At 41.9% G+C, this 23,301-nt stretch carries 19 protein-coding genes; 5 read left to right on the plus strand and 14 right to left on the minus strand.

Annotated elements, in window-relative coordinates; genetic code table 11:
- Positions 1-8: 8 nt before the first annotated feature.
- Both pcrA and CO692_RS16675 read right to left on the minus strand, forming a co-directional pair.
- Positions 9-2,252: a DNA helicase PcrA gene (pcrA, locus tag CO692_RS16670; protein WP_081118592.1), complete on the minus strand. Its 2,244-nt coding sequence runs from the start codon at positions 2,250-2,252 to the stop codon at positions 9-11.
- 214 nt (positions 2,253-2,466) lie between these two features.
- On the minus strand, positions 2,467-3,933 hold the full coding sequence (locus tag CO692_RS16675; RefSeq protein WP_096742766.1) for an alpha-amylase: 1,467 nt from the start codon (positions 3,931-3,933) through the stop codon (positions 2,467-2,469).
- Between the two features lie 205 nt (positions 3,934-4,138).
- On the opposite strand from CO692_RS16675, the gene CO692_RS16680 reads away from it, so the two are divergent.
- From CO692_RS16680 to CO692_RS16690, 3 genes are read left to right on the plus strand one after another with little or no spacing between them, the layout of a single operon-like run.
- Entirely contained in the window at positions 4,139-4,894 is a 756-nt protein-coding gene (locus CO692_RS16680; RefSeq protein WP_096742767.1) for a DeoR/GlpR family DNA-binding transcription regulator, read from the plus strand.
- Positions 4,891-5,808: a 1-phosphofructokinase gene (pfkB, locus tag CO692_RS16685; protein ID WP_096742768.1), complete on the plus strand. Its 918-nt coding sequence runs from the start codon at positions 4,891-4,893 to the stop codon at positions 5,806-5,808. The genes CO692_RS16680 and pfkB overlap by 4 nt, the downstream gene beginning before the upstream one ends.
- Positions 5,809-5,821: 13 nt before the next feature.
- A complete protein-coding gene (locus CO692_RS16690; RefSeq protein ID WP_086292305.1) occupies positions 5,822-7,747 on the plus strand; it encodes a fructose-specific PTS transporter subunit EIIC in 1,926 nt (641 codons plus the stop codon).
- Between the two features lie 42 nt (positions 7,748-7,789).
- Here the strand turns inward: CO692_RS16690 and CO692_RS16695 are convergent, their stop codons facing one another.
- Positions 7,790-9,121, minus strand: coding sequence for a hypothetical protein (locus CO692_RS16695; protein ID WP_096742769.1), 1,332 nt, complete (start codon positions 9,119-9,121; stop codon positions 7,790-7,792).
- Between the two features lie 129 nt (positions 9,122-9,250).
- On the opposite strand from CO692_RS16695, the gene CO692_RS17770 reads away from it, so the two are divergent.
- Complete coding sequence (locus CO692_RS17770) at positions 9,251-9,427, plus strand: SPJ_0845 family protein (protein WP_189372193.1); 177 nt, start codon at positions 9,251-9,253, stop codon at positions 9,425-9,427.
- Positions 9,428-9,538: 111 nt separating this feature from the next.
- Here the strand turns inward: CO692_RS17770 and CO692_RS16700 are convergent, their stop codons facing one another.
- The 8 genes from CO692_RS16700 to CO692_RS16735 all read right to left on the minus strand — a co-directional run bounded on the left by CO692_RS16700 (position 9,539) and on the right by CO692_RS16735 (position 17,292).
- A complete protein-coding gene (locus CO692_RS16700; protein WP_096742770.1) occupies positions 9,539-10,420 on the minus strand; it encodes a helix-turn-helix domain-containing protein in 882 nt (293 codons plus the stop codon).
- 171 nt (positions 10,421-10,591) lie between these two features.
- Positions 10,592-11,176: a ribosome biogenesis GTP-binding protein YihA/YsxC gene (yihA, locus tag CO692_RS16705; protein WP_077454549.1), complete on the minus strand. Its 585-nt coding sequence runs from the start codon at positions 11,174-11,176 to the stop codon at positions 10,592-10,594.
- A gap of 70 nt (positions 11,177-11,246) precedes the next feature.
- Positions 11,247-12,491, minus strand: a complete 1,245-nt coding sequence (clpX, locus tag CO692_RS16710; protein ID WP_096742771.1) for an ATP-dependent Clp protease ATP-binding subunit ClpX — start codon at positions 12,489-12,491, stop codon at positions 11,247-11,249.
- Positions 12,492-12,717: 226 nt separating this feature from the next.
- Positions 12,718-14,001, minus strand: a complete 1,284-nt coding sequence (gene tig, locus CO692_RS16715) for a trigger factor (RefSeq protein WP_096742772.1) — start codon at positions 13,999-14,001, stop codon at positions 12,718-12,720.
- A 119-nt stretch (positions 14,002-14,120) separates the two neighbouring features.
- Positions 14,121-15,068, minus strand: coding sequence for a hypothetical protein (locus CO692_RS16720; RefSeq protein ID WP_096742773.1), 948 nt, complete (start codon positions 15,066-15,068; stop codon positions 14,121-14,123).
- A gap of 37 nt (positions 15,069-15,105) precedes the next feature.
- Entirely contained in the window at positions 15,106-15,936 is an 831-nt protein-coding gene (locus CO692_RS16725) for an RDD family protein (protein ID WP_081118600.1), read from the minus strand.
- A 2-nt stretch (positions 15,937-15,938) separates the two neighbouring features.
- Positions 15,939-16,970 (minus strand): signal peptide peptidase SppA, encoded by a 1,032-nt coding sequence (gene sppA, locus CO692_RS16730; protein WP_081118601.1) that lies wholly within the window; start codon positions 16,968-16,970, stop codon positions 15,939-15,941.
- Between the two features lie 31 nt (positions 16,971-17,001).
- The gene (locus tag CO692_RS16735) at positions 17,002-17,292 is read right to left on the minus strand and encodes a hypothetical protein (RefSeq protein ID WP_096742774.1); all 291 of its coding nucleotides are present in this window, start codon (positions 17,290-17,292) and stop codon (positions 17,002-17,004) included.
- A gap of 445 nt (positions 17,293-17,737) precedes the next feature.
- On the opposite strand from CO692_RS16735, the gene glmS reads away from it, so the two are divergent.
- Complete coding sequence (gene glmS / locus CO692_RS16740; protein WP_096742775.1) at positions 17,738-19,549, plus strand: glutamine--fructose-6-phosphate transaminase (isomerizing); 1,812 nt, start codon at positions 17,738-17,740, stop codon at positions 19,547-19,549.
- 285 nt (positions 19,550-19,834) lie between these two features.
- Here the strand turns inward: glmS and glmM are convergent, their stop codons facing one another.
- From glmM to cdaA, 3 genes are read right to left on the minus strand one after another with little or no spacing between them, the layout of a single operon-like run.
- Positions 19,835-21,190, minus strand: a complete 1,356-nt coding sequence (gene glmM / locus CO692_RS16745; protein ID WP_077454554.1) for a phosphoglucosamine mutase — start codon at positions 21,188-21,190, stop codon at positions 19,835-19,837.
- 39 nt (positions 21,191-21,229) lie between these two features.
- Positions 21,230-22,321 carry a YbbR-like domain-containing protein gene (locus tag CO692_RS16750; protein WP_096742776.1) on the minus strand — a complete coding sequence of 364 codons (1,092 nt, stop codon included), beginning with the start codon at positions 22,319-22,321 and terminating at the stop codon, positions 21,230-21,232.
- The gene (gene cdaA, locus CO692_RS16755) at positions 22,318-23,199 is read right to left on the minus strand and encodes a diadenylate cyclase CdaA (RefSeq protein ID WP_005235688.1); all 882 of its coding nucleotides are present in this window, start codon (positions 23,197-23,199) and stop codon (positions 22,318-22,320) included. The genes CO692_RS16750 and cdaA overlap by 4 nt, the downstream gene beginning before the upstream one ends.
- Positions 23,200-23,301: the final 102 nt, after the last annotated feature.

A 23,301-nucleotide genomic window follows, 5' to 3' on the forward strand; every position in this document is an offset into this window, starting at 1 on the left:
TATCCTCCTTATTTTTCAACTTTTTCAATCGGCGCAAAGGCCGCCAACAGTCGTTTGACGCCTTGTTGTGGGAATGCCACATCTAATTCGATGTCTTGCGCGCTGCCAGTCGTCCGAACGACCGTGCCGATTCCCCATTTTTTATGTTGAACTTTCTCGCCAACTTGCCATGTATTCCCCGCTGCAGAGGTCTGTTGCTTAGAAGCGACGGTCGTTTGACGCGGCTGTGTATAGCTCGGTTTAAAGACTTTTGGTTGAAACGGTGCAGCAGCTTTAGGCTGTGAACGCTCGCCTAATGATTGCAGCAGATCTTGTTCGATTTCTTCGATAAACCGTGACGGACGATTGTATTGGGTACGGCCGTATAATGTTCTGGAAAAAGCGTTGGTCATAAAGAGCTCTTCCTCGGCACGAGTGATCCCCACATAAGCAAGGCGCCGCTCTTCTTCGAGTTCGCTTTCTTCCATTAAAGCTCGAGAAAGCGGGAAGATATTTTCTTCCAACCCAATTAAGAATACCACTGGAAACTCTAGTCCTTTTGCCGCATGCAAGGTCATCAAAGTCACTTGACTACTTTCTTCTTCATAACTATCGACGTCTGACAATAAAGCTAAGTCATTTAAGAAAACACTCAACTTCTCATCTGGTGCATCTGCATCGTCTTCGTTTTGCGCCTCAAACCGTTTGTCGAATTCTTGGGTAACCGATAAAAATTCTTCCAGGTTTTCAAGTCTAGCTTGTGCTTCTAAATTATTCTGGTTGACTAACTCTTGACGATAACCCGTTTTTTCTAATATTTCTTTCGTCAGTTCGGTTACTGAGAGGTAAGGAACCATTTGGGCGAAGCCATCCATCATCATCCCAAAGCTTCCTAATTCTTTGCCGGCCTTCCCCGAAATATTTGCTAACTCGACGTTCATGGCTGCTTCTAACAATGACCATTCATGAAGATTCGCAAACTCTCGTAGTTTCTCGACGGATGTCGCACCGATCCCACGTTTTGGTACATTGATGATTCGTTCCAAGCTGATGGAATCTCGTGGATTGGCGATCGCCGATAAATAAGCCAAAATATCACGAATTTCTTTGCGGTCATAGAACTTTCTGCCGCCGACCATCGTATAAGGAACGTTGGCTTTTAAAAGCATTTCTTCAATGATCCGTGACTGCGCGTTGGTCCGATACAAAATCGCAAAATCACCGAATTTACGGTTCTTTTCTGCAATTTGTTTCTGCATTTCACTGACGATAAATCGCGCTTCATCTCGTTCACTATCCCCGCGATAATAAGTGATCTTTTCCCCATCACGATTTTCTGTCCACAGATTTTTATCTGGACGGTTGCGGTTATTTTTGATTACTTGGTTTGCCGCATTTAAAATCGTTTGCGTTGAACGATAGTTTTGCTCTAACAAAATCGTCGCGGCATCTGGATAGTCCTTTTCAAAGTCTAAAATATTTTGCATGTTGGCACCACGCCAACCGTAAATACTTTGGTCCGCATCCCCAACAACACAAAGATTTCGAAAACGAGCGGCCAATAAATTGACCAGCGTGTATTGGGCGTGGTTAGTATCTTGGTATTCATCGACATGGATATAGTGGAATTTCCGTTGGTAAAATTGCAGCGCATCTTCATTGTCTTGGAAGAGGCGGATCGTATTCATGATTAAATCATCGAAGTCCATGCATTGATTATTGCGCAGCTCTTTTTGATATTTTTCATAACAACGACCCACGATTTGCTCAAATAGACTACCTTCCATGGCTTGGTAAGCTTCAGGTGTCAATAGCTCGTTCTTTGCATGAGAGATCGTTCCCAAAATGGAACGAGGATCATATTTTTTGGGATCGATATTCAATTCTTTTAATACCCGTTTCATCAGGGTATTTTGCTCAGAAGAGTCAATGATGGTAAAATTCTTCGAATAACCGATTCGATCAACATCTCTGCGCAAGATTCTGACACACATCGAGTGGAAGGTCGAGACCCAAACGTCTTCTCCACCGGAACCTAATAATTGGCTGACCCGTTCCTTCATTTCCCGCGCCGCTTTATTGGTAAAAGTGATGGCTAAAATGTTCCATGGATTTACATTTTTTTCTTCTATTAAATAGGCGATTCGGTGGGTTAGGACACGGGTCTTCCCGCTTCCTGCCCCTGCCATCAGCAGCAACGGTCCTTCCGTATGCATAACGGCTTCTTTTTGCCGTGGGTTCATGCGTTCAAGTAATTCACTTTTGGATGACATGATTTTAAACATCCTTTCTTTCTCAATCTTCTCAATTATAGCATTATCCGGGAAAGGGGAAAACCGAACGCTTTGAAAACTTTTAATTAAAAGCGCTTTGATTTTTTTCCTTACGATGCCTTCCATTTTGAAAGAAAAAAGTCAGTCCATATTTGTTTACATAATAAAGAGGCTGTAAACTTACCAGCCTCTTTATTAGTTTTATTAATGAAAATCAGCTAAAATATTTCTCCACTAGCCTTTCATTCACATAGATCGATACTTGTCCATCATTGACCGGGAAAAGTCCTTTTCCGGTATCATCTAAAACCACTTTCGCTTCATTATTCTTTAAAATATCCACGAAGGTCTCTCCACCATGGATCGCGCTGATGGTCATTTCTTTTTCCGCTCCTTGGGCATTGGTCATCACGACCGCTAATCCAGAAAGCTCATGTTCATAATCGCCAGTTAATACCCAGCCGATACAGTTAGGATCATCAAAATAGTCCACTTGATTCCCAAATGCAAGCTTCTCTCGAAGTTTCAGCATATGGACCAAAGCATCACCAACAGGAGCGATTTCTTGCGCGGGAATCCCAAATAAATCCCCCCAGAAAACTACGGGTACGCCAGCTTTACGTAAAAGGATCAATGAATAGGCATGGACTTTAAACCATCCGTCTATCCAAGATTGTAAACTTTGTCCGACTTGCGTATCATGATTGTCTACAAAAGTCACCGCATAATCTTCGCGCGCGGCAGTCAGTGTACCGGCAAAAATTTGACTCATATCATATTCGCCATTCGAGTGAGATGCTTCATATAAATTATAGTGCAAAGGCACATCGAATAAATAAATCAGATTTCCTGAAGAATCTAAATACTCTTCTAATTTTGGCAGATCCCCTGACCAATATTCTCCGACAACAAATAGTGGTTTGCCTTTTTCTTCCCGACGATTCAAGATCCAATCTGCGTAATAGTTGAACTCAATGTGTTTCACCGCATCTAGTCGATACCCATCAACGCCGGTCAGTTCTTGGTACCATTGGCCCCATTTATTGAGTTGTTCCACTGTTTCGGGATTTTCCATGTCCAAATCACAACCCATTAAATAGTCGTAATTGCCCATCTCATCATCCACTTGGTTTTCCCAGCCCTTATCAGCGAAGTTAAAAATCCCGTGGTCTTTGTTGCGGTCATCATAATCGACACCAGAAAAATTATGCCACGTCCAAACGTAATCATTGTACGTCCCCTGACGTCCTGGGAAGGTGAACTTGGTCCAGGCTTCGATTTCTTCCTCATCACTGATCGGTTCATTCCGGTTTTCGGTATTGTATTTGACCGCCGGAACGACTTCTTTTTCATCGGCACCAATCAAGTGATTGAAGACGATGTCGGCATAAACCTCTACTCCTTGTTCTTGCAGTGCTTTGATAGCTTCTAGATATTCATCCTTTGTCCCATATTTTGTTGGCACCGACCCCTTTTGATCGAACTCGCCTAGATCATAATAATCATAGACACCATACCCAACGTCTTCGGACCCAGCTGTCCCTTTATAGGCAGGTGGCAGCCAAATTGCGGTAAATCCATACTCTTTGATTTCTTTACTCATTTCTTTCAATTTGTTCCAATGCTGGCTATCTGCCGGCAGGTCCCATTCGAACCCTTGTAAAATGACTTTGTTATTCATTTATTTATCCCCCCTTACTTCAATTAAGCCAAATAATAGTAAAAATTGTCAAATATAAGGATAGCGTTCAAATCAAAATGACGGTTATCATGACCGTTTGTGACCGATTGTAATTATTCGCGCTTACATTTTGAATGTTTTTTACTGTTTATGATTGATTTTGGATGAATCGTATGGTATTATGGCAAGTGAAGAGGTGATGAAAATGCTTACAGAGGAGCGTCATCAAGCAATTTTGGCACGATTGGAACAAGAAGAGATCGTCAAGGTCAGCGAACTGATTCAACTGTTGAATGCTTCAGAATCAACGATCCGTAGAGACCTGCAAGAATTGGAAGACAAAGGATTTTTAGTCAGAATTCACGGTGGAGCCAAGAAAAGCCAGCAATTAGGCTTCGAACCAAACATGTCAGAAAAAACAGCGAAGTTTCAAACGGAAAAGCAAAAAATAGCAAAAGCAGCTGCCCAGACGATCAAAAATGGTGAAGTCATTTACTTAGATGCTGGAACAACGACCCTCGAAATGATTCCTTTCCTATCGGCTATCACAGGCCTTAAGGTGGTCACAAACTCCGTCAAGCACGCTTCCCTACTGATTGATCACGGGATCGACACCATGATTTTAGGGGGAACCATTAAGATAGCTACGAACGCTGTGTTAGGGATCAATGCTGGAGAACAACTGCGAAAACTACGCTTTAATCGTTGTTTTATGGGCATGAACGGGGCTCACTCTGAGGCTGGGTTCACCACACCCGATCCTGAAGAAGCCCTGATCAAGCAGATTGCACTAGAGCACAGTCAACAAGCCTATGTCTTGCTAGACCATTCCAAATTTCAGCAAACAACTTTTGCTCAAGTTGCTTTTATCGAAGGGGCTACGATCATCACCGATTATTGCCCAAAAAACTATTTAGCGAAATTCAGAGCAAAAACAACCATTATGGAGGTAATACAATGATTTACACAGTAACACTCAATCCATCGATCGATTTTATCGTCCACGTCGATCATTTGGAGATCGGTGCCCTTAATCGAATGAAACAAGACTTTAAACTACCTGGTGGCAAAGGAATCAATGTCTCACGGATTTTGAAGCGAATTGGCATCTCCTCGACTGCCCTTGGTTTTGTTGGCGGATTTACTGGTCGTTTTATTGAAGAGTGGCTGACCAAAGAGGAAATCAACAGCAACTTTACACAAGTCGCTGCCGATACCCGAATCAATATCAAATTAAAATCTGGCGAAGAAACTGAGATCAACGGGCTTGGTCCAGTGATCAGTGACAAGGAAATCGGAGAACTAAAACAACAACTAGCCGCTCTTTCTGCTGAAGACATCGTCATCCTATCAGGAAGTAAACCAGCTGGTCTTCCAGCCGACTTTTATAAAGAATTGATCAAAATCGTTAAAGAAGCCGGTGCGGAATTTGTCATTGATACGACCGGTGCGGAACTTTTTGATGCTTTAACGGATCAACCTTTGTTGATCAAACCAAACAATCATGAATTAGCCGAACTATATGAAACTTCTTTTTCAACAATCGAAGATATTTTGCCTTATGGTCAAAAAATGTTAAAGGATGGTGCTAAAAATGTCATCGTCTCTCTAGGTGGTGATGGTGCCCTGCTCTTTACTGGCAATGAGATCTATCGCTCCAATGTGTTGAAACGACCTTTGAAAAATTCAGTTGGTGCTGGAGATTCCATGATTGCTGGATTCATTGGACGTTACGCGAAGACCAAAGATGTGGTTGACGCATTCAAATGGGGTGTCGCTTGTGGCAGTGCTACTGCTTTTTCTGATGATTTAGCTGAGGCGTCATTTATCGAAGAACTACTACTGGAAGTCATTATTGAACAAGTAAATTTATAGGAGGATGGAAAAAATGAAAATCAACGAGTTGATGCTGAAAGATGCCATGATCATGGACTTGCAAGCAACAGACAAAAAAGGTGCCATTGATGAAATGGTCGCAAAATTATATGCTGTCGGACGAATTTCAGATATCGAAGTCTACAAAGAAGGAATTCTTGCCCGAGAAGCCCAAACGTCAACAGGGCTAGGTGACGGCATCGCAATGCCCCATGCCAAAAATAGTGCGGTCAAAGAAGCGACGGTCTTATTCGCAAAAAGCAATGCGGGTGTCGACTATGAGGCGTTAGATGGACAACCAACGTACCTCTTCTTTATGATTGCAGCACCAGAAGGAGCAAATGATACTCATTTACAAGCATTAGCAGCTCTCTCTCGCTTATTGATCGATCCAGATTTCGTTGCTAAATTAAAAACAGCGACAACTGCTGATCAAGTACAGCAACTTTTCTCAGAAGCTGAGGCACAGCAAGAAGCCGATGCTTTAGCAGAAGAAGCGGCAAACCAAGAAGCAGCACCTACTAGCGAACGTCCCTATATCGTCGCAGTTACAGCTTGCCCAACAGGGATCGCTCATACCTACATGGCAGAAGATGCTTTGAAAAAGAAAGCCAAAGAACTTGGCGTTGACATCAAAGTTGAAACAAATGGTTCAGAAGGAATCAAAAATCGTTTAACAGAAGCTGATATCGCCCGAGCTACTGGTGTGATCGTAGCTGCCGATAAAAAAGTTGAAATGGATCGCTTTGACGGCAAACATTTAGTAAACCGTCCAGTCAGCGATGGTATCCGTAAAACCGAGCAATTAATCAATGAAGCAATGAGCGGAACTGCTCCTGTTTTTCATGGTAGCGGCCAAGCTTCTGATAAAGAGGACGCTTCTGCTGATGGTTCAGTCGGTCAACGAATCTATAAAGATTTGATGAATGGTGTTTCTCACATGCTACCATTTGTTATTGCCGGTGGAATCATGATCGCTATTTCCTTCATGGTTGACCAGTTCATGGGTGTCCCTCAAGATGCCTTGAGTCAATTAGGAAACTACAATCAAGCAGCTTCTTGGTTCAATCAAATCGGTAGCGCGGCATTTGGTTTTATGCTACCTGTCTTAGCTGGATTTATCGCTTCAAGTATCAGTGACCGACCTGGATTGATCGTCGGTTTCGCAGCAGGTGCTTTAGCAAATACAGGTGGTGCTGGTTTCTTAGGTGCCTTGATCGGCGGTTTCCTAGCTGGTTACGTCATCAAGTTCTTACGTTCATTATTTAAAGGCTTACCAAAATCATTAGAAGGAATCAAAACGATCCTCTTCTACCCTGTTTTCGGTCTTTTGATCACTGGTTTCTTGATGTTATTGATCAACGTACCAATGAAAGCCATCAACGATGGTTTAAACAGCTTCCTGACCGGCTTAAGTGGCACAAATGCTGCTTTGCTTGGTGCGTTGCTAGCAGCGATGATGGCAGCCGATCTAGGTGGCCCAATCAACAAAGCCGCTTATGTTTTCGGTACTGCAACATTGGCAACCACCGTTGCTGAAGGTGGTAGCGTCGTGATGGCATCAGTAATGGCCGGCGGAATGGTTCCTCCATTGGCAATTTTTGTCGCAACACTATTGTTCAAAAACAAATTCACGAAAGACCAAAAAGAAGCAGGTTTGACAAATATCGTCATGGGGCTATCCTTCGTCACTGAAGGTGCGATCCCATTTGCAGCAGCAGATCCACTACGGGCGATCCCAAGCTTTATCGTCGGTTCTGCACTGACTGGTGCGCTTGTCGGTGCCTTTGATATCCAATTAATGGCCCCACACGGTGGGATCTTCGTTGTCCTATTATTATCTAAACCAATTTTGTTCTTGCTATTCATCTTGATCGGTGCAATCGTTTCTGGCGTCGTATTCGGTTTGTTGAAAAAAGCGCCTGAGCAAACAGCCTAATTGAAAAGACCCGCAAGATCCTGGTGATCTTGCGGGTCTTTTTCATTCTTGATTGGTAAAGAGCTGCTGTTCGACTAGCTTTTGGGTATTCATAAAATATACTCGTAGTTTTTTCCCATCCTTCTTTAGGTTAACCCACGTATATTTGCGCGTGCGGTGCAAATACCCAAAATGAACATCCGGCATCGCTGCTTTCAATCCGTCTATCGGCAGCTCCTTCAAGGCTGTTTCTGGTAAATAAAATTGTAAGCAAGCCGTGTAGTCTTTAAAGCGATCCTCTGAGTAATCAATTTCGAGGTGATTCCGAATATAAAAGGCATATGCCTCGACCCCATCATCTACAGTCAATTCCGGTTTTAATACGATATAATCCATCATGCGCAACCGCTCTTGATCAATCCAAGGAAAATATGCTTGTGCATTCAAGTAACCTTTTACCCGACGCTCCTGGTACTCTTCATTCACCAGGTCGAAGCTTCGAGTGACGAAATGTGTCGCGTTACGCTTTGTTGTCGGCTGCATCCGATCATTTTGGTATTGGATGGTTTGGATCAAGTGATCGCCAAAGGCGTATTCAATATATGGTTCTCTTAAAATACCGACGCCGTTATCCCATGTTAATTGATCGATCCCAGTTTGATCACGAAACAAACGCTGGTAAGAAAGATTCAACTCGTGATCCCACTGAAATGGATCGCGATACAATTCCACCATCACGATTCCTTGCTCTCTCACTTGGACTTGCTCAACTTGTTGCGCATCCGTAATGATCACCTGAGGAATGATATGCGCGTAGAATGCCGAAAAGTACATTCGCCAGCAAGAGGTCAGTGTATAGCCATTGTAAAAGACGTCGTAACCAGAAAACTGATTGCAGTCGATGACGATTTCTTGTTCAAAATTTTTCCGCTTCGGTAACTCGTTGATTTCAGCAATCGATTGAAAATTTTGTCTTTTCTCGATTCGCTCGACGTTATGCATCAAGTACTCGTCATATGAACGCAAATAGCCGAACAAGCCATCTCTTTGCATCGTTTCATCGAAGTAACTTAAAACAACTGGTTTTTGCGTAGAAAATACGTCTTTTGTAAACAGATGTCGTTGCAACACTGCTTCTTGAATGACATGGATACTGGACTCATTTTGGCCATCCGTCACAATAATTTCTGTATTGATTTCTTCAGGGGCATTATGCAACAACCGACTGATTTCATTAAAATCGTAGGGTTTCTTTTCTTGCTGATTGTAGTAATATTCCGTCGGCTGATAGCTAAGACGAACCAAAGTGAACCAATTCTCAATCAACAAACGCAACTGTGATGCTTCCATTTGTGTCGATTGTAGAAAGCCATAGATTTTTTCAGTTTTGATCATCGCTATCCCTCTTTTCTATCCCCTTTCTTTAATTATAGTAAAGGGAGAAACGATTGAACACTATTTCGCTTTTTTTTGATGAAATCTCACACCTTTCGTGGTAAACTAAAGGCGCTTGGAGGTGAACCTATGGGCTTAAAATTCCAACGAGAAGACTCGCTAGATAAAATGTTTGATGATTTTGCCTTTCTTCCCGATAACGATAAGGACAATAAAAAGGAACAAAACGATATTGAACGTTTCTTAAAAAACGAACCTGATGATGAGAATAAAAAACAACCAAAAGATAGTAAGAAAGCAGACTAATAAAAAAGGCAAAGGACGCTTCCGTCCCTTGCCTTTTTACTTATGCGAATAGAAAATGAGCCACTGAGTCTACTTAAATGCAGCAATCAGAATTGGCATCTAATAGTTTCCTTATAGCTCTTCATACATCATGCTTTGACGTAAGCGCACTAAGCCAATGGTCAACAAGCAGAGAATAAGGAAGACGGCTGCTAAGATCGTCATCACGAAGATCACCACAAAAATCGGTGAATTTGTAAAATGAATCATTGGTTCAAAGATAGTGGTCTTGATCAAGTCAGGGATCTCCGAGGCTAAGAGTTGTTGAATCGCTTGGTTAAAATCTTCCGTGGTTGAATTTGATGGCAAAACAGCCATAAAACTCCCCACACCGTAATTGGCAACCCCAATCCACGCGATCGCAACATTTGCTAGAGCGAGCCAGCCAATGCCAAGATTACCGACAACAATCGAGCCGACAGCAAGATTGCCAATCCCAACTAAAAAGCCAAAACAGAGGCTCCCTATTGCAATAACACCGGTGCTGACTGTCCCAATCCCCAGCATTCCGAAGGACAATAAGCCAATCGATAAAAAGCCTAAGCTGACAATTCCCAAAGCAATAACCCCTTTGGCTTTAACACCAAGGCTAAACCAGCCGCTGGCAGTTGGTAACTCTTTCATCAGAACAAAAAACTCTCGAACGCTCGTCACTTGATTCAGCAATAAGAATAAATTGGGAATCAAAATGTGCATTAACGGAAGCCGCAGAACCATCCGTTCACTTTTATATTCATAATAATAGGTTTCTTTCTTTTCTTTTAGTAACTCTTCCACTGGTGTCCCTAGTAAATCGGCTAGATGAACCAATGTCTCAATATCTGGCAATCCATTCCCTCGTTCCCATTTTGAAATGGCCTTATCAGAAACAAATAACCTTGCAGCTAATTCCTTCTGAGTTAAGTTATGCCTTGATCGATACTCTTTTAGTTTTTTACTCAATGTTTCATGCATTCGACCACACCTCCTTGTTACAAGTTTAACAAATAACAAGGAGATTTTCGCTAAAATTGGGCAAATTTAGCACTCTACGCTGCGTAGAATAGCATAAATCAACTAATTTCCACTATAAAATGCGAAAAACCGAAGCAAGGGACTTCTTTGCTTCGGTTTCCGAATTAATAATTATTTTATTGCTGCTTCAATCGCTTTCCATGCTTCTTCTTTTCCTTGTTTGGTAATAGAAGAAAATAGGATAAACGTATCTGCTGGATCAAAGGACAACGCTTTTTTGATCATACTCTCGTGCTTGTTCCATTTTCCACGAGGAATTTTATCTGCTTTGGTAGCAACCACGATCACAGGGATCTCATAATACTTTAAAAATTCATACATTTGAATATCTTCTTGAGAAGGTGCATGACGTAAATCAACCAAAGATACTACTGCTCGCAGCTGCTCTCTTTGTTCGAGGTACGTTTCAATCATTTTCCCCCATTTCGCTCGCTCGGTTTTCGATACTTTTGCATAGCCATAGCCAGGGACATCGACAAAATGCAGCGTATTTTCAATCAAATAAAAGTTCAACGTTTGGGTCTTCCCCGGTTTTGACGAGGTACGGGCTAAGTTTTTACGGTTAATCAATGTATTGATAAAGGATGATTTACCGACATTGGAGCGCCCTGCTAAGGCAATCTCCGGTAAGGGTGTATCTGGGTATTGTGCTGGTGATACAGCACTGATGACGATCTCAGCATCATGTACTTTCATTGGATCGCTCCTTTTCATTTTTTTCAAAAAGAAAGCCGGATAGCAATGAAACTATCCGACTTGGTCTCGATTAGACTGCTTTTTTGGTCTCTTCATTGTAAATGATTTTTGGTTCGCCAAGTCCTTTCGCAGCATCTTCCGTAATAGTGACTTTTTGAATCGACTCATCAGAAGGAACATTGAACATGACTTCCATCATAATATTTTCGATGATCGAACGTAATCCACGAGCTCCGGTGTTTCGCTCAATTGCTTGCGCAGCAATCGCACGTAAAGCCTCTGGCTCAAATTCGAGTTCTGTATCATCTAATGCCATCAATTTTTGATATTGTTTGACAAGGGCATTTTTAGGTTCAGTCAAAATATGCACTAAATCATCTACCGTCAATTTCTCTAAAGCAGCCATCACTGGCAAGCGACCGATAAATTCAGGGATCAAACCGAATTTAAGCAAGTCTTCAGGAATGATCTGTTGCATCACGCTCTCGCCTTCTTCAAGACGTTTGTTGTTTGTACCAAATCCAATAGTTTTTTCACCTAAGCGGTTTTTAACAATTGTTTCGATCCCGTCAAACGCCCCACCAACGATAAAGAGAATATTGGTCGTATCGATTTGGATCATCTCTTGATGCGGATGTTTCCGTCCACCTTGAGGCGGCACACTAGCAGTGGTTCCTTCTAGGATCTTCAATAAAGCTTGCTGAACACCTTCACCAGAGACATCACGAGTAATCGATACGTTCTCACTCTTACGGGCGATTTTATCGATCTCATCAATATAGATAATCCCTTTTTCGGCCATCTCTACATTATAATCAGCAGCTTGTAACAGTTTCAAAAGAATATTTTCCACATCTTCACCGACATAGCCGGCTTCTGTCAAACTAGTTGCATCAGCGATTGCAAATGGCACATTCAGAGAACGTGCTAACGTTTGTGCTAAGAATGTTTTCCCTGAACCCGTTGGTCCAATCAAGCAAATATTGCTTTTTTGTAATTCTACATCTTCCGCTGTCGTTTCTACATTGACCCGTTTGTAGTGATTGTAAACCGCTACAGCCAATGTTCGTTTGGCACGATCTTGTCCAATCACATATTCATTGAGAACATTCAATAGTTCTTGCGGTTTCGGCACTTCAGTAAATTCCCGAACTGCTTCTTCGTAAAACTCTTCATCAATGATTTCTTTGCATAAATCGATGCATTCATTACAGATATAGACCCCAGGACCTGCAACGATCTTTTTCACCTCTTCTTGTGTTTTTCCACAAAAAGAACAACGAACAGCTTCATTACCGTTTGTATTATCGTACATACTGTTCACCCCTTGAAAATTTTCCAACCTATTTAAAGGAGTGGAATTTGGTTTACTAACTTTGCAGTCTTAAACAATCATATCATAACTTTTTTGAAAGAAAAAGTTCTTTTTACTTTGCCTAATGTTTTCTTATCATTTGTTAGTAATTCCCAAAATCTCCATTTTTACTCCCATGAAAAAACGGCAAACACCGGTAGATGTTCGCCGCTTTTAAGAGTTTTGCTTACGCTTCTTTTGCAGTACCTGTTACAAGTTCAACTGCTTTTTTCATTGTGATATCATGTTTCAACATGTCTTCTGTTAAGACGCGTTTGATTTGATCCACTGGCATGTTGTAAGCTTCAGAAAGTTCTTTGATTTCGTTTTCGATATCTTCTTCTGTTGCTTCCAAACCTTCTGCTTTAGCGATTGCTTCAATGACAAGGTTTGTTTTCACGCGTGTTTCTGCTTCGCCTTCGAATTGTGTGTGCAGATCAGCTTCAGTTGATCCAGTTAATTGATAGTACATTTCTGGTGAAATTCCTTGACGTTGCATGTTGTTTAAGAATTCATCCATTGAACGGTGAACTTCGTCATGCACCATTGAATGTGGTAATTCAACGATTTCTGCATTTTCAACTGCTTGACGGATTGCAGCTTCGTCTTTTGCATCTTCTGCTGCTTTTTCTTTTGTTTCTGTCAATTCAGCACGGTATTTTTCTTTTAATTCAGCTAATGATTCAACGCTGTCATCAACGTCTTTTGCGAATTCATCATCTAATTCAGGAAGTTCTTTTGCTTTGACTTCATGAACCGTTACTTTGAAGACTGCTTCTTTACCAGCTAGATCTTCTGCTTGGTAATCTTCTGGGAAAGTCACGGTAACGTCTTTGCTATCGCCAGCTTTTGTTCCCACTAATTGTTCTTCAAAGCCAGGGATGAATGAGTTTGAGCCAAGTTCAAGTGAGTAGTTTTCACCTTTGCCGCCTTCAAATGTTTCTTCCCCTAAGAAGCCTTCAAAGTCGATAACGACTGTGTCGCCATTTTCAGCTGCTTCGTCTTCTTTGATAACTAATTCAGCTTGTGCTTCTTGTTCACGTTTGATGCGTGCATCCACGTCTTCTTCTGTTACTTCACGGTCTTGTTTTTCAACTGTTAATTCTTTGTAATCACCAAGTCTTACTTCAGGTTTTACAGTAACTTCTGCTTTGATTACCCAATCTTGGCCTTTTTCCATGCTGTCAACGTCGATTTTTGGTTGCGCAACAGGATCGATCCCTGCTTCTTTTACAGCAGCTTCATAAGCTTCTGGAAGAACAGCGTTCAATGCATCTTCATACAACGCTTCTTCGCCATACATACGGTTAAATACTTGGCGTGACACTTTTCCTTTACGGAAGCCAGGTACGTTAAGATTGCCTTTCACTTTATTGAATGCAGTCGTCAAGCCTTTTTGGATTTCTGCTTGAGCGATCGTAAATGTCAAAACACCATCATTGGTGCCTGTTTTTTCCCATTTTGCAGTCATTTATTTCCCTCCGAATATTAATTGATTTACATATGAAATAGCTTCATGCATACCTTTAAATAGTACACTAACGTTGTTTAATTGTAAACATTTTACCATGAAAGTTGCGAATTTTTCTTTCAGCGAATGCTCAATCGTAGGATATTGCGCAAGTGTCGTTTGCGCTCTTCTATTTCATTCGCTGCTTTCGGCTGTTCTTTTTCTTCAAATAACCCGCGATAATCTGCAACGTAGCTTGCCACCCACGCTTTTGCCTCTTCTTTTGCTGGTAAAAATGGGTAGCTGATAGCTAAATGATCATTGATTTCTGCTGAGACACTTTCTGCTAAAATCGGATCTTCTTGGGCGATCGTTTCTTCAATCTCTTTCTTGATCGCCTTAACAGCGTCATCCTCTTGCAAAAGTTTCACCTTTTTCGGAATGATCTGCTGCATATTCCCAAGGTAATCGATCAGTTCAAATGGTTCGTCTACTTCTAAACGCACCAGCTCATCCACTAATTTAGGCAGTAAATACGGATTTTTGATGGAAGCCAGCGTTTCATGCATCAGCGTGACAAATTGTGGTTTAGTAATGGCTTGGGTAAAAACGTGCCATTCTGTTGCACTCACCGGTTGATTGGCTTCATCTAATGCACGTAAATGCTTGCGCTTCCCATGAAAATCTTCCAATCCTAAAATTTGCTGCACTTCTTCTACTTTAGCTAATTCACTTGCTAACTGTTCCTGATAGCGGCTTGCAATTTTTGTTTTTTTACCTAATGTAAGCCAGCGCCGAGCTTTTAAATACTGTCCATCCAAGATCAACAGATGACCAATTTGTAAATACCCATCGGTTTCTTTTAAATAGTCATCTAAATAGTCTTCCGCCAGATCTAACGCTTTGGCAAAATCATTCAGCTGCTGCAGACATTCAACCAGCCATTGATTGATCTCAAAACTGGCATTTTTTTGATAGAGTTCATTGTACAGGCGAAAAGCTTGCAAAAACTCTTTTGACTGGTAGGCTTTTTCTGCCGCCAGACGAAGCCGTTCATTTGGTCCTGGAAAATCAATCGTCTCACCCATTCACGATCCCTCCTTTACTACTTGCTTGATCTGCTGGTTAGTTCTGTGCACCAACCATTGCATGATTGGCATCTACCTGTTTATTAAAGGCTTTGATCAGATTGATGGTCACCACACTCGTCTCAGCAAAATAATCCGCAGCCTGCTGCTTATTTTTATTAAAAATGATTGGCAGGTAACCGAGATAAAAGAAAACATTGAATTGCAGCACATAGCGCCCGCAAAGTTCGCGGATCAAGACCGTTTGCCAGCTGAGTTCTTCTTCGACGAAAGAAATAACGCGGATGCCAAAAAGCATTTTCCCAATTGTTTGACCATGATTCAGCTTCGTCATCAGAACAAAATAGCCGAGATAGATCCCTAAGGCACAGATGTTGTAAAGGCCAAACCGCTGGTTAGTTGCCGTTAGATTCGCTAGATTATAGATACTGCCGATCGTTATTTGCGTGATTGCCCGAATCACTAGAAGATCCACTAAAAAAGCAGACAGACGGATCCAAAAACCGGCAAAAAAGTAACTAGGAAAGTCATTAAAGAACCGTTTGTCTTCGGTCTGTTTTTCAGGTTCTTCAAAATGTTGCCACGCTTTTTGTCTTTCTTCGATCTCGCTTTGGGTATACTCTTCTTCTTGAAAAGACCTCAAGACTTGTTGATAAAAATCATCGGGATGGTTTACTTGTCCGTTTCTCATCGCTTTGCTGGCGTTTACTGGTTCGGTTGTTTCTGAAACCTGTGCTTCAGTTGGCGCATCCGTTTGACCGGTTGACGGTATGGAGGTTTCCCGCTGTTCCCTTTGATCGATTGACGTACTTGTGTGATTGTCATCCGTTGACGATGCGCCAGCGGAATACTTGTTTTTCTCTGTCATAGTTATTCACCTCCATAGTAATAAAGAGGTTTAGGAGCATCGCTGGTTCCAAGGCTTTCCATCAATTGGATCACTCGCTCTGTGTTTGATTCTTTTAATCCTTGCAGTTCGGCTAAACTTGAACCTAACCAAGTAGAAGCAAATCCAGTAGATGAAACGTCATAGCTGAAAATCTCGGCATCTTCCAAGCCTAGATCTGCTTGCATTGCTGCTAATGTATCTTCAGGAAAGCCGATTTCATCTACTAAGCCAACAGACACTGCTTGCTGACCATCATAGATGCGGCCATCAGCGATTTTTCTGACAGCTTCTTCTGTCATGCCACGTCCTTCTGCTACGATTTTAACGAACCGACCATAGGCATTGTCGACATAGGTTTGCAAGACTTCTTTGTCGGCTTCTGTTGGTTCTCTCGTTGCTGAACCTACATCTTTTAGTGCACCACTTTTATACGTATTGTCTTCGATCCCTAGCTTTTCGAATAAGCCGGCATAGTTGAGCCCTGACATGATCACTCCGATTGAACCGGTAATCGTTTCATCCGTTGCAAAAATTTTATCAGCACCTGCCGAGATATAATAACCGCCACTGGCTGCCATATTTTTCATGCTGACATACATCGGAATCCCTAACTCTTTGATTTTTGCTAACTCACGAGCGATCTCGGCACTTTCATAGACGCCACCTCCGGGCGTATTGACTTCCATCAAAATGCCCCCAATAGTTGGATCTTCTTGGATCATCCGTAGTTCTTCTAAAAACCGCTGATGATCATAAGATTCCGTTGTAAATAAACCGCCGCTGGAGCTGCTGGCGATCGTTCCTTCTAAAGATAAGCGAACGATGCGATTGTCTTGATCTCCGGCAACTAACGTTGTCTCTTCGATCGCATTACTTCCATAGAACAAAGCATTTAACCCTTGCAGCGTCTGAGTTTCCTCTTGCTCTGGACGATTTGTGATTGCTGAAAAAACCCCCGAGCAGATAAATAACCCTGCTGCGATCGCCGCTGCGATCCATCTTCTTTTATTCATTTTCCCACCTAACTTTTCACCTTTCCCATAATTAGTATAGATTTTTAATGACGATCACTGCTTCTTCGTCTCCAACCGCATCAAATTTTCCACTTTTTTCAGCTAACACATAGCCACCAAAAAATTCCTTTGTTAGTTCATCCTGGACTTCGAATGTTTGCGCGGTTTCAACGGTGACTGACCCGGGCAAAATTTCTTGCAAGCTGTCCCAGCCCGTATCCAACATGACCTTTGTTTCATCTGTGACATTAGGATCTGTTTCTATCGCAGCTATCATTTTCTTTAGCTCTGAAAAAGTCATACAATTTACAAATTCTGGCATTTCATTCCCTCACTTTCTTACTTTTTTATTGTATCGAACTTAAAAAAAAAAGCATAGCTTTATGAGGAAATTTCTTGGGAATCTTATTCGACAAAGCTATGTCAGCTGTTTTGATTCCCTTTAGACAGGTTCAAATCAGCCTTACCAATAACTATACCAATTATTTTTATATAACTTACAGTTGACAGAAACAGGAATAAATATTATGATATTGCTTGTATTTCTATAAAATATCTCACAAGGAGGATAGATAGACCAATAAGGATAGCGCCTGATCTGGAAACAGATGACGAGGAAAGAGTTTATCGAAACATTCGGCGGATGACTCTAGGGACTGCACTCTACAGGCAAGAACAAATCTCATCGCAAGATGATGACAAAGACTTGCTACGCAGATAGAAATACATAATGTCAAACTAAATTTTTTGAAAGTAGGATTATCATTATGTGTGGAATTGTAGGAATCGTAGGAAAATCAAATGCAGAACGGATTATTTTGAACGGATTGGAACGCTTGGAATATCGTGGCTATGACTCAGCAGGTCTTTATGTCGCTGATCGCACTTCAGATCATTTAGTGAAAGCCCAAGGAAGAATCAAAAACTTGGAAGAAAAAGTGACTTCTGAAGTAACAGGAACGATCGGTATCGGACATACCCGCTGGGCGACCCATGGCAAACCATCAGAAATGAATGCTCATCCTCACACTTCAGCAAACCAAGCACTCGTTTTGGTTCATAACGGTGTGATCGAAAACTTTGAAGAGCTTCATCAAGAATATTTAAGCAACCACCAGTTTGAAGGTCAAACAGATACCGAAATCGTTGTTCATTTGATTGAAGTGTTGAAAGAGCAAGACAACAGCACGACCAAAGCAGCCTTCAAAAAAGCTTTGTCCTTGATTCGCGGCTCTTATGCCTTTGCTTTAGTCGAAAAAAATGATCCAGAAACCATTTATGTTGCCAAAAACAAAAGTCCTTTATTGATCGGTTTGGGAGATGGATTTAATGTCATCTGTAGTGATGCCTTAGCAATGCTTGATCAAACGACTCATTTTGTTGAGATCGAAGATGGCGAAATGGTGACCGTAACCGCCGATGCGATCGAAATCGAAGATCCAAAAGGAAACCTTGTGTACCGTGAATCTTATGAAGCACAACTAGATCTGACTGACATCGAAAAAGGAACGTACCCTTACTACATGTTAAAAGAAATCGATGATCAACCAACTGTGATGCGCCGCTTGATCCAAGAATATCAAGGAGAATCCGGTGAAGTAGTGATCGATGCAGCGTTAAAAAACGAACTTTTAGTGAGCGATCGGATTTACATCATTGCTTGTGGTACCAGTAATCATGCTGGCTGGGCAGCAAAATCCATTTTAGAAAAACTAACACAGATCCCTGTTGAGGTTCACTTATCTAGTGAGTTTGGCTACAACATGCCATTGTTGTCAGCAAAACCCTTCTTCTTGTTCTTATCACAAAGTGGTGAAACGGCAGATAGCCGTCAAGTATTAGTGACCATCAACCAGTTAGGTCTTCCTAGTCTGACGATTACCAACGTTGCTGGTTCTACTCTTTCTCGAGAAGCGAACCATACCTTGTTGCTTCATGCTGGTCCAGAAATCGCTGTTGCCTCTACAAAGGCGTATACTGCACAGATCGCAGTGATGACGTTATTAGCAAAAGCCATTGGTGATGAAAAAGCCGTCCCTGAAGCATTGGACTTTGATGTCTTCCATGAACTAAGCATCGTTGCTTCTGCAATGGAAGCTCTAGTAGATGAAAAAGCTGTTATCAGTCAATTTGCTGAAGATTTCTTATCTGATACCCGCAACGCCTTTTATATTGGTCGTGGGAATGATTACTATGTATCGATGGAAGCGGCATTGAAATTAAAAGAAATTTCTTATATCCAAGCGGAAGGTTTTGCGGCTGGTGAATTAAAACACGGCACCATCGCGTTGATCGAAGAAGGTACACCAGTGATCGGTGTGATCACGGAAGAAGTGACCGGCTCTCATACGCGAGGCAATTTAAAAGAAGTCGAATCTCGTGGGGCTCATACCCTTGTGATCGTTAGCCAAGAATTAGCAAAAGCGACCGATCAAATCATCTTGCCAAACGTCCACCCATTGGTAACCAGCTTAGTGGCAGTCGTTCCAACGCAACTGCTAGCATACTTTGCTACTTTACAACGTGGATTCGATGTTGATAAACCAAGAAACTTAGCAAAATCCGTTACGGTCGAATAAGTTTTTTAAAAGATCAAAAGCAAATTGATTAGACTCTACAAAATAAAAAGACCGGCTAAGTGGATCTCTCGATCTTACTTAGCCGGTCTTTTTCCCTTAACGCTTGCCCAATAAATACAAAAAGACTTTTAAAAAACTAGCTCCACTTGTTGAAACCGCAACTTACCTTAAATGAGCACCCTTTATTCCAGTGATAATTAGGACGATCCTTTTTCACTTTTTTCTGACTAGCAACTGAAAAAAAGACGATCAAAGCCTTCCTCTGATCGTCTTTTTTTCGTTTAATTATTCCGCACCGATTTCTTCTCGAACAACCGCTGCGATTTTTTCTACATAATAGTCAACTTTTTCAATCGTTGGCGCTTCCGCCATCACCCGAAGCAATGGTTCTGTTCCGGAAGGACGAACTAAGATGCGGCCTTCACCGTTCATTTCTGCTTCTGTCTCTTCCACGATTTTACGGATTGCAGGAACATCCATCGCACCATTCTTATCGGTCACTCGAATGTTGACCAGCTTTTGTGGATAGATCGTTACTTCTCCTGCTAATTCAGACAATTTTTTCCCTGTCTGTTTCATGATATTCAATAGTTGGATCCCTGAAAGTAAGCCGTCTCCGGTCGTATTAAAATCTAAGAAAATCATATGCCCAGATTGCTCGCCACCGAAATTATAATCATTTTTACGCATTTCTTCTACGACATAGCGATCACCAACTTGTGTGATCACATCTTTCAAACCAATGGCTTCGACTGCTTTATGGAAGCCTAAGTTACTCATGACCGTCGTAACGATCGTTCCTTGGTTCAAGCGTTTTTGTTCTGCTAAATATTTTGCACAGATATACATAATTTTATCGCCATCAACAATGTTCCCTAATTCATCAACTGCAATGACCCGATCACCATCTCCATCAAACGCAAGACCAGCATCTGCACCTTTTTCAACGACGAACTCAGCTAATGCTTCGGGGTGCGTTGAACCAACACCATCATTGATGTTCAATCCGTCTGGGGAAGTACCCATCGTGAAGAATTCTGTTTCTAGATCGGCAAACAGTCGATTGACACTGGTAGCTGTTGCGCCATTTGCTGCATCAACGCAAACCGTGATCCCTTCCAAATCGTCAGGAATCGTTTGACGTAGAAATTGAGAGTATTTCAATAACCCTTCTGGGAACTCATCCACCGTTCCTAAGCCATCAGCAGAAGGTCGCGGAAGTGTGTCTTCAGGCGCATCAAGCAATGCTTCAATTTCAGCTTCTTGTTCATCAACTAATTTAAAGCCATCATTTCCGAAGAACTTGATCCCATTGTCTTGTGCGGGATTGTGAGAAGCAGAAATCATTACACCTGCGCTTGCTTTTTGTACTTTCGTCAAGTAAGCCACTCCCGGTGTGGAAATAACACCTAGCTGGAATACTTCGATCCCAACGGATAATAGACCAGCAATCAATGCGCTTTCTAACATCTGTCCAGAAATCCGTGTGTCCCGCCCAACCAATACGCGAGGACGACGGTCGCCGGTTTCGTGCTGACTTAGTACATAGCCGCCATAACGACCCAATTTAAATGCTAATTCAGGTGTCAACTCCTTATTCGCTTCTCCTCTAACACCATCTGTACCAAAATATTTTCCCATTTTAATAACCTCTCTTATTCATTCTCTACAGTCAAACGACTAAGGACTACTTGTCGTTGTGCTGCTTGCGGAATTCTCTGTTTGCTCGTTTGTCGTGTCGACTGCCGAAGAATTATCTTGAGAATTCTCACTATTCTCTGCTTCATTGCTATAATTGTTTGATTGATTCTCCGTAGTAGTTTGTGCAACTGGTGTGATTTGGATCGTCACGACGGTCGGATTAATCGTCGTCCCATCAGGCACTGGAATGGTTACTGTCCGTTCCGTCGTTGTCGTGATTTCACTAACGTCCACCGGCACACCAATCTGCTGTGTTTCATCCAAGATACTTTGTGGTCCTGTCAAAACGGCACTAATACTGCTCATGCGGTAGATATAATGGGAGACCCCTTCTGGTGTTGTCCCTTGTTGCGTAACAAACAACTCAATTTCTTTACTTGGTGCTTCCATCATCAAGGCAACATCTACCGAATCAGGGTCAGCGATGATCGCTAGTGGATTGTTGTCACTATCCCATGCTTCGATCGTTCCACTGACAGTGATTGAATCACCTGTGATATCATCGGGATTGACGATTGCTACCACTCGGTCGATTTCCGCTAACGTTTGATCGCCGGTCGTGATTTCTACTTTCTGCGGATCGACACTCATTGAATCGACGCCGTAGCCGCTGGTTGCTCCGTCTGTGGAGATGACGGGTTCAACGGTAAAGGTTTGGGTGACTTTTTTCTCGATCGTCACAGTGACTGTTTTTGGTTCGATTTCAGCTGTGACACTTGAACTAAGATTTTTTACTTCTAAAGGGACCTCGTGCGTTCCTTCATCGAGCCCAGTCAAATCAGCTACGACTCGAAAGCTCCGTGTTTCCTCACTACGTTCCGCATTCAATTGTACACGATTTCGACTAGATAAGGTCACATCCACTGTTGTTTCAAATCCTTGGATGAAGTATTCATCCGTATCGTAGGTGGTCTGAATCGGTACATTATCGATCTCTTCCTCATAAGGATTTGATGTTCCCGCAAGATTGACTTGCAGACTTGATCCGCTGGCGATGAAAAACAGAACCAGACTAAAGAACAGCGCTAGTATACCATAAAATACGTTTTGACGACGTTCTTTCTTGATCATTTTCTTCCTCCTTTGTTGACCCCTTCAAAGAAAGATTGCAGCAAGTTGCGTTTACCAGGTTTTTCTTCCGGCACTAATTCGCGATTCAACACGTCAAGATACTCTTGGCGAGAAAGTTCGGTCAACATGCGATTATTTAGCGTAATACTAACATCACCGGTTTCTTCTGAGACGATAATAGTCAATGCGTCACTGACTTCTGAAATCCCGACAGCCGCTCTATGGCGTGTCCCGAATTCTTTCGGAATCAGCGGACTTTCCGACAATGGCAAGTAGGCACTAGCAACAGCGATCTTATCATCTCTTAAAATGACTGCGCCATCATGAAGCGGTGTATTGGGAATAAAAATATTGATCAGCAATTCACCCGTCACATCCGCATCTAAAGGAATCCCGGTTTCGATGTATTCTTCTAATCCCGTCGTCCGCTCGATCGTGATCAACGCACCGATCTTTCGTTTAGCCATATATTGAACAGCTTTGTCTAACGCTTGGACCAAAACTTCATCCCGTCGTTTTTCATTCTTAGAAGTCTTGAAGAAAGAGCTGCGTCCGAGATGCTCTAACCCTCGTCGAATTTCTGGTTGGAAAATAACAATTGCAGCAATCACACCATAAGTGATGACTTGATCCATCAACCAAGATAGCGTCTTTAATCCTACAATACCTGCCAAAAACCTTAGAACAATGAACAGTCCGACTCCTTTGAACAACTGGATCGCTTTTGTGCCTCGCACAAGCTGGATCAGCTTATAAACCAAGTACCAAACAACGATCACGTCTAAAACATTTACTAAAAATGACCAAGAAAATATATCAAATGAGAGCAATTCTCTCCAATAATCTAAATTAAAAAAATCCCTGAAATTTATCAACATAAACAGCCTTCCTTTATTCTTAAGACTTCAGATAATAGTATAACATAGGACTTCTTCAAAGATTTGAAAAAAAACAAATTTATGAAAAAGTTTTGAAAAAAT

This window comes from Enterococcus sp. FDAARGOS_375, from assembly GCF_002393265.1.
Classification (GTDB): Bacteria; Bacillota; Bacilli; order Lactobacillales; family Enterococcaceae; genus Enterococcus_D; species Enterococcus_D innesii.